The following is a 16,900-nucleotide window of genomic DNA, read 5'->3' as shown; positions in this document are numbered from 1 at the left end:
GCAGCTCAGGTTATTTACTCTCATCTTATTCATTGTTTCGGATCAAATTGTTTCTAGTTATAGCTGCTAAGCTACTATCGATTCAATCAAGGAGCAAAAAGATGAAAGCAGCGTTAGTGCACCAATTTAAACAACCGTTAGAAATTCAAGAAATTGAAAAGCCGCAACTTACACAAGGATCGGTCATCGTTGAAATAGCCGCCTGTGGTGTTTGCCACACCGACTTACACGCCTGTCATGGCGACTGGCCAGTTAAACCTAAATTACCACTAGTGCCCGGTCACGAAGGTGTGGGTACCGTTATCGCAAAAGCTGACGATGTTAAACATTTAGCCGTTGGTGATAGAGTCGGTGTACCTTGGCTTCATAGCGCCTGCGGTCATTGTGAACACTGCCTAAAAGGCAACGAAAACTTATGCCCAGAGCAGTTAAATAGTGGCTATTCCGTCGACGGCGGTTACGCACAGTACTGTAAAGCTGACGCCAACTACGTGGTAAAAATCCCCGAAGGCTTGTCATTTGTCGATGCCGCACCTCTATTCTGCGCGGGCGTCACCACCTATAAAGCACTAAAAGTATCGAAAGCTAAACCCGGTGAATGGATTGCCATTATTGGTGTAGGAGGCCTTGGTCACTTAGCAGTGCAATACGCCAAAGCAATGGGGCTGAATGTAGTTGCGGTTGATACTGGTGAGTCAAAGTTAGCACTGGCAAAAGATCTTGGCGCCGATTTATGTATCGACTTTAAGCACAATGATCCCGCAGAGTTAATGCAAAATAAGCTAGGTGGAGTCCAAGCCGTAGTTTGTACCGCGGTCTCAAAGCCAGCCTTTACGACATCATTTAACAGCGTAAAGCGCGGCGGTACTTGTGTGCTCGTTGGCTTACCACCTGAAGAAATGCCTATTCCTATATTTGATACCGTTCTTAAAGGTATCAGTGTTGTTGGCAGTATTGTTGGTACTCGTCAAGACCTCACTGAATGCTTGCAGTTTGCTGCTGAGGGCAAGGTAAAAGCCATTATTGAAACCAAGCCACTCGAGCAAATCAACGATATATTTAACGATATGCTCAATAGCGACATTAACGGCAGGATCGTACTTACTTTCGACTAGACCCATCGAGCAGCCAAATACTTGTTATCCATTTGGCTGCTTTCTCACTTCGGCAAAGGGACAAAAGCCTAGAACGATCAACCAGAGCGCAGAATGACAACGGCCAGAGAACAAATTGTTATTCCGAGCTTAGGTTAACTATACTTTGTGTATTCGAGTCTTAACAACGTTGAATACATGGCAGCCAGTCAAAGCAACATACTTCACCCAAGTCAGTCGTTTAGCTTTAAGTACTTCTACCATATATCAGCGCTCTCCATGCTGCTTTTTTTTCTTTCTGTGGTGTTCACGTTTTTAGCATTCGTCAATAAAGAAGCGCAAGAGCTAGAAATAGAACGGAATTTTAATCTTGTTCGGTTATCCCAAGAGTTAAGACTCAGCTCAGATCAACTCACCATGATGGCGCGGGCTTATGCCGCCACGGGCAACCCTAAGTTTAAGCAATTTTTTGATGAGATCTTAACGATCCGTAACGGCACTTCCCCCCGCCCTAAGCATTTACACCGCGTCTATTGGGACATGTTGCTGGTCAAAGAGGGCCAAGCGCCATTTGAAAAAGAAGCACCAAAAGCGCTGCTGACATTATTATTAGAAAACGGGGTTTCTACGGATGAATTAACTATGCTGCGAAATGCAGAGGATAAAAGTGAAGCACTCGTGTCACTTGAGCGTGAAGCCTTCGAACTCGTGGCAGCTGGGAAAAATCAACAGGCCCTCAAGATTTTGTACAGCGAGGCTTACCTCCAAAGTAAAGTACAAATAATGACGCACATCAATACCTTTTTAGAGCGCAGAGAGCAGGATTTCAGTTCACTCCTTGCAAGCAGCAATAAAAAGGTAAAGTCCTATTATGGCGCCGCGTTTGTTTGTTTTATCTTGCTATTACTTAGCCTCATCGCGTTGTACAACTCTCGTTCGGCCATCCGTAAAAGTATTATTGATTATCTAAATACGGAGGTAAAAAGCCAAACTGAAGAGTTAATAGAAAAAAACAAAGCACTTAATCACGCGATCAGTGAACTCAGTGAGACTCAAAAACGCCTGATAAACGCCGAAAAGTCAGCAACGCTGGTGCGATTGATCCCAGGACTTGCCCATGAGATTAACACGCCGATTGGCGTCGCGATGACTGCTTCCAGTAACCAACTATTGCTCGTCGAAGGGGTAAGACAAAGGGTAAATAAAAATGAAATCGCCAAATCTGCTTTATTGCATTCGATAGAAAATATTGAAAGCTGTGCCAAACTCGTCGTCAATAGTACCGAGCGGATCACCGGTATTATCGACAAGCTCAAAATCATCACCAATACTGGATTTGAAGGAGAAGTAAAGCCTGTTTACTTACAGCCACTTATCACGCGATGTGTGAGTGAGCTTGCCAATCAACACCCACATATTGATATTACCTTAGATATTCCCGAAGCACTTGCTATCACCGCCCCAGAGAGATTGTTACAGCAGATTTTCCAACCTGTAATAGAAAATGCGTTTTACCACGCCTTTGCTGATAACTCAGTGCAAAGCCCATGTGTGATTATATCGGCTCAAGCTTCAAAACTTGGATATACGATTAAAGTCACGGACAACGGCGGCGGTATTCCACATGAAATCAAAGATAAAGTATTTGATCCCTTTGTCGTCGGTAATCGCACCCAAAAAGGCTTGGGCTTAGGGCTAAGTGTAGCGCTCGCTATCGTCACTCAGTATTTTAAAGGTGCAATTGAGTGTGAAACAGAATCTAATTCTGGAACATGCGTCATTATCAAGTTGCCGAGCTAGTCGCGCTAACGGACCCAGCCGATACTTAACAGCAATCGAGTACCAGCTTCCACTTTAGAAACGGAATGCTCTGATTTATCAAAACCTGAACACGAGATAATAACTTGTTCTCTAGCAGCTGTTATCCCTTACTACTGCGTTAAATTTTCTTGCAATAGGCCAGCTATTGACGCACAAATTTGCCTTGTATTAAGAAATAACTTCTGGCTAGAGTGATATTACGCTTTTGAACTTAGATATTTTAATGAATTAACTAACTTCTTATCCCGAGTTCAGGTTCAAAAATTTAATGCGACTGCTGCTATAAAGCGGATCTTTACACTTAAATTCACCGCCTAACTTCGCCCGCTTTAACACAATATTTAGCCTGAAATGTATCCCTGAAACGACTTTATCGGTATGTGGTGGTACTTCGCATCCAGTTGGAAACATTAGTAAATAACCTGAGGTTTGGATAAGATATGTTCTAACTGGTTGTTTTAAACTAAAATCAAATTATTTCCTTATCTAGCCAGAGAGTTTTGGGGATAACAAGGCGAATTTACGTACTAATAGCTGGCTATTGGAAGTGAATTCAACGCAGTTAGCGCGAAAACTGGCTGCTAGAAAGGCATAGATTATCTGAAGCTCAGGTTAAATACATATCAAACTTAACTGACCACATCGCGCTTGCTAGTAACATTTTTTGATGGCCGGACTGTTGTCTGCCTAGTTGCCAGCGAAAATACTTTGGTTTACTTTCCATAAATGCACACTTTAAACTTCATTATTATTGCGGCAATGCTTTGTAAATAGAATACAGAGGAACAACGCACTGCCACTCTTCCTGAGAAATAGAGTACACAGCAAGGTTGAAGCACTCGTTCCGATAAACACCTGCACGACGTAATATGCCATCAAAGTGAGCACCAAGTTGCTCAACCAACCGGCGTACTAAATCATTACGCTCGTCGACTCTAAATTCAACTAAAGCGAAGCCGAGAGTATTCAAATACTCTGTCACCAGTACACAAAAAACCTTGTCATACAAGGCATCGTGGATAAACCAACTCTCTTCTACTAATACTTTTTTCGCCGCTGAGTCATCGACTGTAATTAAGATCATGCCAAGCATTTCGCGCGTTTGAGTTTGTCGCACACAAATACAGTGCTTTGATTTATCTTCAGTAGCTTGTAAAAAAGGTACTAGCACTCTTTGTTGTCGTAACTTTAATAACTCTTCGGCATCGTACTCATCACCATATCTAAGCGAAAACAGACGCTCCAACCGTTTATATTCCCCTATTCTTAACGTTCTCAAAGCAAACGCTGAGTCCGAAAACTCAACACGGATATCACTTATGGGGATGTCTTTTTCACCAGGTGGAACGATCATTGGCTTTTTTGAGTGGCGGATACATAACTTAGATTATTACACCTATTTAAGCCTAAAAGCTATGCCAGTGACTTCCCATCAAACTCAAACGACAAATAGCCCGTAAAGAACAAGTACAACTAAAGTTAACGCAAAGCTAACTCGGATCCGCTTGAGCACGGTTTCATCTTTCAGCGTTTTAAAAACCACACCACCTAATGCCAGCCATATTGTGTCGACCACTATCGCCACCACGTAGCACACGCTAGCGGCAAGGAGCGTAGCAACTAGGTTTGAGCTTGCCGGCACCGAAGCCGTCGCAAAAATAGCGATACACGCGGCGTAGGCTTTGGGGTTGAGGAGGTTAAGAATAAACCCATCTTTAAAGCTCGGTAGCTGCGCACCTGCACTGCCAAGCGCCGCGTTGTTTGCTGCAATTTTGTAGGCTACATAAATTAAGTAGGCGGCTGCAAGCCATTTGAGCATGAGTGTCACTTGGGGATGACTAACCAGTAACCCTGCAACCCCAGTGGCTGCAAAGATCACCGCGACAAGCAGTCCTGCCAAAATACCAGCTAAGAACGGGAAACCTTTTTTAACACCTTGACTCGCCCCCGTCGCAGCCAGTGCAAGTGGCGCAGGACCGGGTGAGCCAAGTAATACCGCGGTTGTGATTGCCACAGAAAGTAAAGCTTCAAACATCATATCGTCCTTATGAATTACAAGTCTGCATGGTGGAAATCAAAGAAGAAGCCGAATGGCAGGCACACTTTCACGACCAAGCAACAACTCGGGAGTTTTCTTATCTTGAAAATAAGGCTCCTGGGAATAGAGCCTTTAATTTAGTATGCTGCTACGCCTCTGGGACGCAAACTCGGCCTTCCATTAGCACGCGAGCGCTGCGGCTCATGACGGCTTTTTTAGCTTGCCAACGGCCAGACTCTTGTAGTGCTTCAGCGCCAACCTTTAAGGTGCCTGACGGATGTCCAAAGGTTACGGAGTTAAGATCACCACCACCAGCGGCTTCGTTAACTAGGGTGCCAGGAATTGCCGCCGCGGTTGCTATCGCCACAGCGGCAGTGCCCATCATCGCATGGTGTAACTTACCCATGGATAAGGCGCGAACGTTTAAGTCGATGGTATTGGCTTCCACTGCTTTACCGCTCGATGCTGCATAAGATTTAGCAGGTGCAACAAAAGCAATCTTTGGGGTATGTTGGCGAACTTTCGCTTCGTCAATATGACCTATTAAACCCATTTTAACTGCGCCATAAGCACGGATCTTTTCAAATCGCTCTAGTGCAGCTGAGTCTCCATTAATCGCTTCTTGTAACTCAGTACCTTCATAACCTAAATCGGAAGCACGGAAGAAAAGCGTTGGGATCCCGGCACTTATCATGGTCACTTCAAAGGTGCCTTCATCAGGCACAGTTAACGTATCGACGAGATTGCCCGACGGAAACATATCAACATCTGGGTCGCTTGGATCCATAAACTCAACCACCACTTCTGCTGCTGGGAAAGTTACGCCATCCAGTTCAAAGTCGCCCGTCTCTTGCACTTCTCCATTGCTGATTGGAACATGCGCTACTATGGTTTTGCTAATATTCACCTGCCAGATTTTAACGACAGCAACACCGTTCTCTGGCACTTTATTCGCGTCGACTAAGCCGTTGCTGATTGCAAATGCCCCCACCGCAGCCGTTAAATTGCCACAGTTTCCGCTCCAATCAATAAATGGTTTGCCGATAGCAACCTGACCAAAAAGATAATTCACGTCATGGTCGGCTTTGTCGCTTTTACTTAAAATCACGGTTTTGCTGGTACTGGAAGTTGCACCGCCCATGCCATCGGTATGTTTACCATAGGGATCTGGGCTGCCAATCACACGTAGCAGCAAGTTATCTCGCGCTTCGCCCGGTTGCTGCGCGTACTCGGGTAAATCTGTTAAATTAAAGAACACCCCTTTAGAGGTGCCGCCACGCATATAAGTGGCGGGAATTTTAATTTGCGGCTTAAATTGACTCATGGTTATACGCCTTCCGCTTCGAGGAAGTCTTGAGCGAAGCGTTGTAACACGCCGCCAGCAGAGTAAATAGATACTTCTTCAAAGGTATCTAATCGACAAGTCACAGGCACCTCTACGCGCTCACCACTTTGACGATTAATCACAAGAGTTAAAGTAGCGCCAGGTGCCGGTTCACCCTCAACGTCATAGGTTTCTGTACCATCGAGTTCAAGCGTTTTACGGGTCGTGCCCGCTTTAAACTCAAGCGGTAGTACTCCCATACCGATTAAGTTAGTACGGTGAATACGCTCAAACCCTTCTGCTGCGATAACCTCAACCCCGGCTAAGCGTACACCTTTTGCAGCCCAGTCACGAGACGAACCTTGGCCGTAATCTGCGCCAGCAACGATGATCAGCGGTTGTTTACGCTCCATATAGGTTTCGATGGCTTCCCACATTCTGGTGACTTTGCCCTCGGGCTCAACACGCGCCAGTGACCCTTGTACTACTTCACCGTTTTCTACCACCATTTCGTTTAACAGTTTGGGGTTGGCGAATGTCGCACGCTGCGCCGTTAAGTGATCACCTCGGTGTGTCGCGTATGAGTTGAAATCTTCCTCTGGTAAGCCCATTTTGGCCAGATATTCACCCGCCGCACTGCTTGCCAAAATCGCATTCGATGGCGACAAATGGTCAGTCGTGATGTTGTCACCTAAAATCGCTAATGGACGCATGCCTTTCATGGTACGCTCGCTCGCGAGTGCCCCTTCCCAATAAGGAGGGCGACGAATATAGGTACTCGTTGGACGCCACTGATAAAGTGGGTCGTTGTCTTCTCCATAGTCTACCGTGAGGTCAAACATTGGCTCATAAACGGCGCGGAACTGCTCTGGTTTTACGCTTTCTTTGATCACCGCATCGATTTCTTCATCGCTTGGCCAGATATCTTTAAGCGTGACTGGATTGCCCTCTTGATCGCGACCTAAGACACCATTTTCAATATCAAAACGCACGGTGCCTGCAATTGCATAAGCCACAACCAACGGAGGTGACGCTAAGAAGGCTTGTTTTGCGTAAGGATGAATTCGACCGTCAAAGTTACGGTTACCCGATAACACTGCCGTTGAGTATAAATCACGGTCAATCACTTCTTGTTGAATTTTCGGATCAAGTGCGCCACTCATGCCATTACAAGTCGTACAAGCAAAGGCAACAACACCAAAACCGAGCTGTTCAAGCTCAGGTAGGAGCTTTGCCTCTTCCATATAAGAACGTACCGCTTTTGATCCCGGTGCAAAAGACGTTTTCACCCAAGGTTTACGAGCAAGACCTAATTTATTGGCATTACGTGCCAGCAAGCCTGCGGCAACTACGTTGCGTGGATTACTGGTATTCGTACAGCTGGTGATAGCAGCGATGATCACCGCGCCATCTGGCATCAAGCCATCTTTTGGTGCTTCAATCTCTTTAACGATACCTTGATTAGCAAGGTCATTAGTTGCAACGCGGCGATGCGGATTTGAAGGACCTGCAATATTACGCGTCACCGTCGACAAATCGAACTTAAGTACACGCTCGTACTGCACGTTTTCTAGGGAATCAGCCCAAAGCCCAGTTAGCTTAGCGTATTTTTCCACCAGCTTAATTTGCTCGTCATCACGGCCTGTGAGCTTCAAATAATCAATGGTTTGCTCATCGATGTAGAACATGGCCGCGGTTGCGCCATACTCTGGTGTCATGTTTGAAATTGTCGCACGGTCACCTAAATTAAGGTCTTGCGTACCTTCACCAAAGAATTCTAAGTAGCTAGAAACTACGCGCTCTTTACGTAAAAACTCAGTGATCGCCAGTACAATATCTGTTGCGGTGATCCCCGGTTGGCGTTTACCAATGATTTCAACACCAACAATATCAGGCAATCGCATGTAAGACGCACGACCAAGCATCACGCTTTCCGCTTCAAGGCCACCCACACCAACGGCGATAACACCGAGTGCATCAACGTGTGGCGTGTGGCTGTCGGTGCCAACAAGCGTATCAGGGAAGGCAACACCGTCGCGCGCTTGAATAACTGGCGACATTTTTTCCAAATTGATTTGGTGCAAAATACCGTTGCCTGGCGGGATCACATCAACGTTTTTAAATGCCGTTTTGGTCCAGTTGATAAAGTGAAAACGGTCGTCATTTCGACGGTCTTCAATCGCGCGGTTTTTCTCAAATGCATCTTCTTCATAACCGGCGTGCTCTACAGCTAAGCTGTGATCGACAATCAGCTGAGTCGGTACGACTGGATTGACTTTAGCCGGATCGCCGCCTTTTTCAGCGATAGCATCACGCAGACCCGCAAGGTCGACTAAAGCAGTTTGGCCCAAAATATCATGGCAAACCACGCGAGCAGGAAACCACGGGAAGTCCAAATCGCGACGACGCTCGATAATTTGTTCAAGATAATCATTGAGTTTTTCAGGCTCAGCGCGGCGTACTAAGTTTTCAGCAAGGACGCGCGAGGTGTAAGGTAAAGTCTCATAGCTACCTGGTTTGATGGCTTCTACCGCTTCTTTTGTATCGTAATAGCAAAGCTCAGAATCAGGTAAACGTTTACGGAATTGAGTATTCATAACAACTTCCAACAATCGGTGACGGAGAACAGGCGGTCATGGCGACCGCCAGAATAGATTCGAACAGTGTTCGATTAACGCTCAGAAATGGCAGGAACTGGGCGTAGCTCCTCGCCAGTGTATTCCGCCGATGGGCGAATGATACGGTTATCTGCGCGCTGCTCCATAACGTGTGCAGCCCAACCTGTCAGACGTGACATAACAAAGATTGGCGTGAACAATTTAGTTGGGATCTTCATGAAGTTATAAGCTGAAGCATGGAAGAAATCGGCATTACAGAATAGCTTTTTCTCGCGCCACATGACTTCTTCACAGCGCACAGATACAGGGTAAAGTACTGTATCCCCCACATCTGCCGCTAGTTTTTCAGACCAACGTTTGATGATTTCGTTACGAGGATCACATTCTGAATAGATAGCGTGACCAAAGCCCATGATCTTCTCTTTACGCTCAAGCATACCCATCATTTCTTGCTCTGCGTGATCCGCAGATTCAAAGCGTTCAATCATTTCCATTGCCGCTTCGTTTGCACCACCGTGCAGTGGACCACGTAGAGAACCAATTGCACCAGTAATACAAGAATGCATATCAGAAAGCGTTGAGGCACAAACACGAGCAGTAAAAGTCGACGCGTTAAACTCATGCTCTGCATAAAGGATAAGTGATACGTGCATCACACGCTCATGTAGCTCACTTGGTTTTTCGCCGTGCAATAAGTGTAAGAAATGTGCACCGATTGAATCGTCATCTGTCTCCACATCGACACGAACGCCATCATGGCTAAAGCGATACCAGTAACAAATAATGCTTGGGAAACTTGCAAGCATGCGATCGGTTACTTTACCTTGCTCATCAAAGCTTGCTTCACCTTCAAGGTTACCAAGCATTGAACAACCCGTACGTAATACGTCCATTGGGTGTGCATCAGCAGGAATACGTTCTAATACTTCTTTTAATGCCTGCGGTAAACCGCGCATTGCTTTAAGCTCGCTTTTATAAGCGTCTAGTTCAGCTTGATTTGGTAAGTTACCTTTAAGGATAAGGTGAGCCACCTCTTCAAACTGACAATTTTCAGCTAGATCCTTTACATCGTAGCCACGATAAGTCAAACCTGAGCCCGACTTACCTACCGTTGATAGTGCTGTTTTTCCTGCTACTTGACCACGAAGGCCCGCGCCACTTAGTACTTTAGCCATATTATTGTCTCCTGAATTTTTTACCTGCTGGGTATTGATATTTTGTGCTGCTGAGCAACCCTCAACAGCTTTAATTTTTTACTTATTTTTACCTTCGGCGAATAATGCATCGAGCTTTTGCTCATAATCGTGATAACCAAGGTAATCATACAAATCCATTCGGGTTTGCATGGTATCGAGTACCGCTTTCTGATCCCCATTTTCTAAAATAGACTGATACACCAGCTCCGCCGCTTTGTTCATCGCTCTGAACGCACTCAATGGGTAAAGCACCATATCTACGCCCCACTCACCCAGCTCAGCTTTGTTCCAAAGTTCTGTCTTACCAAACTCAGTGATATTCGCAAGGATGGGCACATCAAGTGCTTCGCTGAATGCGCGATAGTGCTCTTCAGTTTGTACCGCTTCTGCAAAAATGCCATCAGCGCCTGCTGCAACATAGGCTTTCGCGCGCTCAATTGCCGCTTCTAGCCCTTCTTGTGCAAACGAATCTGTTCTTGCCATAATGAAAAAGTCAGGGTCGGTGCGCGCATCAACTGCTGCTTTAATACGGTCAACCATTTCTTCGGTCGACACGATTTCTTTATTTGGGCGGTGACCACAGCGTTTTTGCGCTACTTGATCTTCCATATGTACCGCAGCTGCACCTGCTTTTTCCATATCTCGAATGGTTTTTGCAATATTGAATGCGCCGCCCCATCCAGTATCAATGTCGACCATTAAAGGTAGATCACATGCCGAGGTAATGCGACTTACATCTGCAATTACATCATTTAGAGATGTCATTCCTAAGTCAGGTAAACCATAAGATGCATTAGCAACGCCACCACCAGAAAGATAGATAGCTTGATGACCGATTTTCTTTGCCATCATCGCGCTATATGCGTTGATAGTGCCGACGATTTGAAGCGGTTTATTGGCTTTTAATGCTTCACGAAATTTTTTTCCTGCGCTCATGATGATGCTCTCTCTTAAAAGTGTGATTGATTGCTTGCTAACTTGGTTGCGATATTATTTTTAGAATATTGAATATGTCGACGCATCAGTATTTCTGCCAGTTCGGGGTCGCGATTACTGATCGCACGAACGATATGTTTATGCTCGTCAAATGCCGTGGTGACGCGGGGACCGGCCATCCCTAACTGCACACGATACATACGCACCAAGTGGTACAGTCCATTGACTAGCATAGAGATAAGACTCGCATTTTTACTGCCAAGAATAATGCGGTAATGAAAGTCGAGATCGCCCGCTTCTTGATAATAAGAATGTTGGTTTTTGACTTCATCGAATTGACTCGACAACAAACCTTCTAGGTCTTGAATTTCAATATCAGTCATGTGCTGTGCTGCAAGCCTTGCTGCCATACCTTCTAGTGCTTCACGGATCTGATAAAGCTCCATCAACCCTTCCGGTGTGAGGGTAACAACGCGTGCCCCTACGTTAGCTTTACGCTCAACTAGGTGACATGACTCCAAGCGATTGATTGCCTCACGAACAACCGCTCTACTGACCTCATACTTTGTCGACAATTCCATTTCGCTGAGCTTAGAACCTGCCGCAATTTCACCTTCTACAATTTCCTTTCGCATACGAAAGAATGCTTTATCAGAAGAAGTAACCGCTTGCTCGTCAAAAAAGCTCATCATTAGTTAGCCAGTCTTAGTAATTTAAGTTGTAGACAATATAGTGCTGGTTGACGCGCACGTCAACCAGCCTCGCCGCAAATTGTCGACAATTCTAAATATAAGCAGTATTCACCATATTTATAGCTTATGACAAATAATCAGTCTCATGTATTTATCTCGATACGGTATCAGGAAAGGATTAATTGCATCGCTTAAAAATCATGCATATTATGAAGATACCTTTACTTTAGCCTGAAGATTACGATGCGGTGTTTTCAAATAGTAATGCTTTCCCTGCTGCTAATAACCGGATTAGCGCAGGCGAAAACCTATACCGTACTGGTCTATCACGGTGCCAATCCTCCTTACTATTTTGAAGAGCAAGGAAAACCCAAAGGTATTTTTGTCGACATTTTTCAAGAGTTGGCAAAACTGACTTCATACCAATTTGAGTTTATGCCGCTCTCTGTCGCCAGAGGACAGCGCTATTTCGATCAAGGTAAAATAGATATTGAACCTGGGATCAATAAAGCGTGGCGGGCCGAAGCAGACGTCCCAGGGATTTACAGCATCGACTATGCCTTCTCAACCGAAGTGCTGCTTGGGTATCAATCTCGCTGCGTGGGCAAGCATAGGCCCGAGCAGTTTTATGGCGCATTAGTCGGCAAAGTAAGAGGGTATCGTTACGATAATTTTGAAGCGCACTTGGGTGAAGACAAGATAGTCGTTTATGAAAATGTATCGGAGAAAGAACTACTAGCACAGCTTGAACATGAGCGTTTAGACTACATCATGATTGGTTCGGTGACAGCAGATTACTATATTTCACAACAACCAAAGTATCGCAAATTTCAATCTTGCTATGAAATAAGCCGATTACCCGTACATATGCGCTTGCAGCCTCATTTAACTGAGTTACAAACGGAAATAAATATCGCCTTGCGACGAATGGTTAATGACGGAAAAATAAAATCCATCTATGCTAAATATAGATTAACGCATTAACGTGTGGAGTTGTTTGCTAATGACGAATGCTGTTGTTGGACGTCTACTACTGTTTATTTTGCTGATTAGCCCATTACCGTTATGGGCGAAATTACAGGTTGTTACGGAACTTTCTCCACCCAATCAAACCATAGAAAACCACCAAGTTGCAGGCTCAAGTACCGTTCTGGTCAAAGCGATTTTAAAAGCGGCTGAACTCGAGGGACAGTTTTCTATTTACCCTTGGGCCAGAGCTTTTAAATTAGCGCAGCATGACAAACATACCTTAATTTATAGCATCGCAAAGACCCCCGCAAGAGAAGACAGTTTTCATTGGATTGGTCCTGTTGCTGTATTTCATTTAGGGTTTGTTACCAATCGTTATCGTGAGGACATAAAAATCCAATCACTTGAGGATGCAAAACAATACAAAATAGCAGTTCAGCGTGGTGATATCGCCGAAGGCACACTTAAAGCACTCGGGTTTAACTTTGTTCAAACCAGCGACATCGAAAAGTCATATGAGTTACTCGTTGCAAATCGCGTTGATTTAGTGATTGATGACCCGCGTTATATCAAAACCATGGCCACGGAACTTAACCTTCCAGCCGACCACTTTGCCTTTTTATACGATGTGAAGGCACTCTCGGTAAAAGGTTACCTTGCAACGAACAACCAGTTACCAGCCGATATTGTCGAACGATTACGTATTGCATTTGCGAAAGTAAGTAAAACAGAAGCGTACCGTAAGGTATTGGAGCTCTAGCTAAACCCAATTGCTTTAATCCAAAATACTCTCACGTATATTGGTTTGTATGGGTAGCACTTAATCGTCGCTGCTTTTCATAAAAACCAATACCAAGCAAGTAGCTCATCTCAATAAAAAGAGATAACATTTCAGCCTAAACCTGCCGATTACAGTAACGATTAGAAAGGAAAAACAGTGATTGAACGAATTGATACCAAACAACGAATGAGCCGCATTGTAAAACACAATGGTACTATTTATTTATGTGGCCAAGTCTGTAAAGACGCCGAGCAAGGAATTAGGGCACAAACTGAAACCATGCTTGAGAAAGTTGATGAGCTACTTATTCAAGCAGGGAGCGACCGCAAACACATTCTTTCTGCGACAATTTATATTAAAGACATGAAGTATTTTGCAGAAATGAACGAGGTTTGGGATGCATGGGTGCCTGAAGGTTATGCACCAGCTCGCGCTTGCGTAGAAGCGAGCATGGCTCGTGATGCATTACTTGTTGAGATTTCGGTGGTTGCTGCAGAAATCTAGTCTAAAAAACATAAGCCTGATTTAGATAGGGCTTGCCTTTACTCTGTCAGATTTGGTTTTTAGATATTGATCAAATTTGACAGCCGTATTTGACGAATCAGTGTCAGGTGGTAATGATACCACCTAAAGTAGTGTCCGGATTTATTGAACCACAACGCTATGGCTTCTCTGCTTTGCGTGTCTGTGACTACAGTGACCTTATGAGCGCTAACTTTCGCGGCAGTCAATGGTGCTTTAACACTCCATAACCTTTGAACACTTATCCACTTAAGTATTTGCTTTCTTCACAAATTTCGCCGTAACCATCATTTCACCCACGCCATCAACCTTACAGTCAAGCTCATGGTCTTTTTTATCTAGCACACGTCTTACCAAAGCCTTAGTACCAATCTTAATGACTTGTGAGCTGCCCTTGATTTTTAAATCTTTAATCACAGTGACTTTATCGCCATCCGCTAATAGTGTGCCGTTGGCATCTTTTACTTGAATGTCGTCCTCGGTAGCAGTCGCGTTTGGATCCCATTCATAAGCACATTCAGGGCATACTAGCTGACTTTGATCTTGATAAACATATTCAGAATTGCACTTGGGGCAAGGTGGTAAAGACATATATTGTCCATTCGCTAATTCAATTTAAAGCACATAGTAATATCAACGTTCTGAATTTAATAGGGATAATGTCAACTCTTTCGATCCGAGACTTTAGGGTGAGCTTTTGGCACTCAATTTGCTAACTAATAATCGTATTTAACCAAATGCATGGAAGGAATTCTCAATGATTATTAATCAATCTAGTAATGTCAGTGCCGTATACTCTCAACTTGTACAACAGCAGTCCACGTCTCGACAAGATGAGAAACAGGAAGTAGTAGCCACAGATACTGTAGCAATCAGTGAGGCTGGCAAACAAGCGCACCAAAACTGGCAAAATATTGCCTCTAAATATGATGTAAATAATATTTCGGCTCAAGAAGCTCGCGCTATGTCTAAAGAGTTGTTTGAAGGGGGGCTTATCAGTACTGGTCAAATGATGGCGATCGGTGCACCAACTTCTATGGTGGAAAATCCATCTCAGAAATACAATCTACTTAATGACATGAAGCATACTTTTAGTTTATCAAACTCGCTTTCAGCTCAAACCAAAGAGGCTAGAGCCAACTATTTAAATTCGATATCGATTTTGGAAAGGCTCAACAGTGAAAGAAAGGGACTAAATGGCTAAAATATTCTAGATAGGTGCATTTAGTATTATTCAAATGCACCTTAGTGTTTAGTTCAAATCAAACTAATTAATATAAAGCGAGTCGCTTGACGTACCAAATGGCGAAGCTGTTGAATTTGAAGAAACTTTAACTTGACCAGACTCTTGACCTGAGAAGTCCCAACCATACAACCAACCCGTGACAGTTTCCCCAACCGAACAACGGTGTAAATCGTTGCCACACCGAGCTTCACTCAATCCAGTTGATTTAGAGATCCCATTCATCACCGCATTATTCGGATTGCCATAACCAAACTGCCAAGCGTAGATAAATAGATAGCTGCCACCGTGGTTAGTTCCTGTAGAAAGTTGACTTTGTGAAATAGTCTGATCGCCGCCTAATTGCGAACGTACGATACCCAGCTCAAAATACGTGATCCCTTGAGCCGGTGCCATTGGCATGATCTCAGCACTACTCATTGAAAACTCATCTCTCGCGACAGGTGCATGCATAGCTAGTGGGGATTGTTCAAAGTCTAGCGAATAGTAAGTAGTTGGGTTTTTCATCACACCTTGCTCGATATCTCCAGCAACAGCAGAAAATGCGGAAGTGAGAGCCAACATTAGTAGCATTGAATAGCTTTTTTTCTTCATCTTAATTGTCCTTTTAAACACTGTTTAAGTTATCGATGCCAGTTATGTTAATTCGTTTTAACTTATACACATTAGCAAGCTATGGATAACACTTTCAAAATTAAAACAAGCTCTTAGGTTAATCTTGAAATGCATATGGCTTAGCTAAAATTAAAGCGTTATCTACTCACAGGTAGATAACTTCATTACGAGGATTGATATAAACCGCCGCTGGCAGTTACAAACATTAACACAAAAAGAACAATAAACAACAAAATAAACCAGTTAATTTACATTCTGTATATAACAGGATCTGGATCAATTGCTAAATAACCTGAGGTTTGGATAAGGAATGTTCCAACTCATTGTTTCTAAAGCACAACTTAGTTTTTTCCTTGTCTAGCCAGAGAGTTTTAGGGAAAACACCGCTTCCGCGTCCTGCTCTCGCTAAGGTACCTACATCCTGTAGGCAAGGCGAATTCACTTCCAATAGCTGGCTATTGGAAGTGAATTCAACGCAGTTTGCGCTAAAACTGGCTGCTAGAAAGGCATTAATTATCCGCAGCTCAGGTTATTTATTGACTGAGTGGAAAATTTTTTGATATTCAGGCACAAAAAAAGCAAGCCTTAGCTTGCTTTTTCTTCATCAATTAAGCGATTAAAGCTTAACGATTTTCTCAGCTTGAGGACCTTTCTGGCCGTCAGTAACTGTGAATTCTACTCTGTCGCCTTCAGCTAGGGTGCGGAAACCGTCACCTGTAATTGCGCTGAAGTGTGCGAACACGTCAGGGCCATTTTCTTGAGCGATGAAACCAAAACCTTTAGACTCGTTAAACCACTTAACGGTACCTGTAAGAGTGTTAGACATAATACTAATCCTGATATAAAAACAAAAACCAATGCTGCGCATTGATGAGCTATGCCCATGTGGGCGCATAGACCTAAATTTGTAGAGTGGATAAAACTTCAGGACGGTACTACTACAAGCAAACACTTATACAACAACGTAATGGAGATTTTAAAACACTGACTCAAATTCTGTCTATGAACATCATATAGGGATTCCGCCCTAAGTCAATGTATTTTTAATCAT

16 protein-coding genes are annotated in these 16,900 nt (G+C 44.0%); 6 read left to right on the top strand and 10 right to left on the bottom strand.

What is annotated here, in order from left to right; translation table 11 throughout:
- The first annotated feature begins 101 nt into the window (after nucleotides 1-101).
- Both adhP and BB427_RS12370 read left to right on the top strand, forming a co-directional pair.
- Nucleotides 102-1,115, top strand: coding sequence for an alcohol dehydrogenase AdhP (gene adhP / locus BB427_RS12375; protein ID WP_069020955.1), 1,014 nt, complete (start codon nucleotides 102-104; stop codon nucleotides 1,113-1,115).
- Between the two features lie 177 nt (nucleotides 1,116-1,292).
- Nucleotides 1,293-2,894, top strand: coding sequence for a sensor histidine kinase (locus BB427_RS12370; RefSeq protein WP_069020954.1), 1,602 nt, complete (start codon nucleotides 1,293-1,295; stop codon nucleotides 2,892-2,894).
- 769 nt (nucleotides 2,895-3,663) lie between these two features.
- Here the strand turns inward: BB427_RS12370 and BB427_RS12365 are convergent.
- The 7 genes from BB427_RS12365 to BB427_RS12335 form a co-directional block, all read right to left on the bottom strand.
- Complete coding sequence (locus BB427_RS12365; RefSeq protein ID WP_254663626.1) at nucleotides 3,664-4,269, bottom strand: GNAT family N-acetyltransferase; 606 nt, start codon at nucleotides 4,267-4,269, stop codon at nucleotides 3,664-3,666.
- An 84-nt stretch (nucleotides 4,270-4,353) separates the two neighbouring features.
- Nucleotides 4,354-4,953, bottom strand: a complete 600-nt coding sequence (locus BB427_RS12360; RefSeq protein ID WP_254663625.1) for a LysE family translocator — start codon at nucleotides 4,951-4,953, stop codon at nucleotides 4,354-4,356.
- 148 nt (nucleotides 4,954-5,101) lie between these two features.
- Nucleotides 5,102-6,277: a 2-methylaconitate cis-trans isomerase PrpF gene (gene prpF / locus BB427_RS12355; protein WP_069020952.1), complete on the bottom strand. Its 1,176-nt coding sequence runs from the start codon at nucleotides 6,275-6,277 to the stop codon at nucleotides 5,102-5,104.
- A 2-nt stretch (nucleotides 6,278-6,279) separates the two neighbouring features.
- Nucleotides 6,280-8,874, bottom strand: coding sequence for a Fe/S-dependent 2-methylisocitrate dehydratase AcnD (gene acnD, locus BB427_RS12350; protein ID WP_069020951.1), 2,595 nt, complete (start codon nucleotides 8,872-8,874; stop codon nucleotides 6,280-6,282).
- A gap of 74 nt (nucleotides 8,875-8,948) precedes the next feature.
- On the bottom strand, nucleotides 8,949-10,070 hold the full coding sequence (gene prpC, locus BB427_RS12345; protein ID WP_010370193.1) for a bifunctional 2-methylcitrate synthase/citrate synthase: 1,122 nt from the start codon (nucleotides 10,068-10,070) through the stop codon (nucleotides 8,949-8,951).
- Between the two features lie 78 nt (nucleotides 10,071-10,148).
- Complete coding sequence (gene prpB, locus BB427_RS12340) at nucleotides 10,149-11,027, bottom strand: methylisocitrate lyase (RefSeq protein WP_010603812.1); 879 nt, start codon at nucleotides 11,025-11,027, stop codon at nucleotides 10,149-10,151.
- Between the two features lie 14 nt (nucleotides 11,028-11,041).
- Nucleotides 11,042-11,716, bottom strand: coding sequence for a GntR family transcriptional regulator (locus tag BB427_RS12335; RefSeq protein WP_175401278.1), 675 nt, complete (start codon nucleotides 11,714-11,716; stop codon nucleotides 11,042-11,044).
- Nucleotides 11,717-11,983: 267 nt separating this feature from the next.
- Between BB427_RS12335 and BB427_RS12330 the strand changes: the two genes are divergently transcribed.
- The 3 genes from BB427_RS12330 (at nucleotide 11,984) to BB427_RS12320 (ending at nucleotide 13,973) form a co-directional block, all read left to right on the top strand.
- Nucleotides 11,984-12,703, top strand: a complete 720-nt coding sequence (locus tag BB427_RS12330) for a substrate-binding periplasmic protein (protein ID WP_069020949.1) — start codon at nucleotides 11,984-11,986, stop codon at nucleotides 12,701-12,703.
- Nucleotides 12,704-12,722: 19 nt separating this feature from the next.
- Nucleotides 12,723-13,448: a substrate-binding periplasmic protein gene (locus tag BB427_RS12325; RefSeq protein ID WP_010370203.1), complete on the top strand. Its 726-nt coding sequence runs from the start codon at nucleotides 12,723-12,725 to the stop codon at nucleotides 13,446-13,448.
- A 177-nt stretch (nucleotides 13,449-13,625) separates the two neighbouring features.
- A complete protein-coding gene (locus BB427_RS12320) occupies nucleotides 13,626-13,973 on the top strand; it encodes a RidA family protein (RefSeq protein WP_010603817.1) in 348 nt (115 codons plus the stop codon).
- Between the two features lie 267 nt (nucleotides 13,974-14,240).
- Here the strand turns inward: BB427_RS12320 and BB427_RS12315 are convergent, their stop codons facing one another.
- A complete protein-coding gene (locus BB427_RS12315) occupies nucleotides 14,241-14,582 on the bottom strand; it encodes a zinc ribbon domain-containing protein YjdM (RefSeq protein ID WP_069020948.1) in 342 nt (113 codons plus the stop codon).
- Between the two features lie 166 nt (nucleotides 14,583-14,748).
- Here BB427_RS12315 and BB427_RS12310 point away from each other — a divergent pair, with 166 nt between their 5' ends.
- Entirely contained in the window at nucleotides 14,749-15,195 is a 447-nt protein-coding gene (locus tag BB427_RS12310) for a hypothetical protein (protein ID WP_069020947.1), read from the top strand.
- 63 nt (nucleotides 15,196-15,258) lie between these two features.
- Here the strand turns inward: BB427_RS12310 and BB427_RS12305 are convergent, their stop codons facing one another.
- Both BB427_RS12305 and BB427_RS12300 read right to left on the bottom strand, forming a co-directional pair.
- Nucleotides 15,259-15,828: a DUF4879 domain-containing protein gene (locus BB427_RS12305; protein WP_239359716.1), complete on the bottom strand. Its 570-nt coding sequence runs from the start codon at nucleotides 15,826-15,828 to the stop codon at nucleotides 15,259-15,261.
- 637 nt (nucleotides 15,829-16,465) lie between these two features.
- Nucleotides 16,466-16,675 carry a cold-shock protein gene (locus BB427_RS12300; protein ID WP_010370225.1) on the bottom strand — a complete coding sequence of 70 codons (210 nt, stop codon included), beginning with the start codon at nucleotides 16,673-16,675 and terminating at the stop codon, nucleotides 16,466-16,468.
- Between the last annotated feature and the right edge of the window lie 225 nt (nucleotides 16,676-16,900).

The organism is Pseudoalteromonas sp. BMB (assembly GCF_001709235.1).
Taxonomy (GTDB): domain Bacteria; phylum Pseudomonadota; class Gammaproteobacteria; order Enterobacterales; family Alteromonadaceae; genus Pseudoalteromonas; species Pseudoalteromonas maricaloris.
This window is presented reverse-complemented; position numbering and strand designations above follow the sequence as displayed.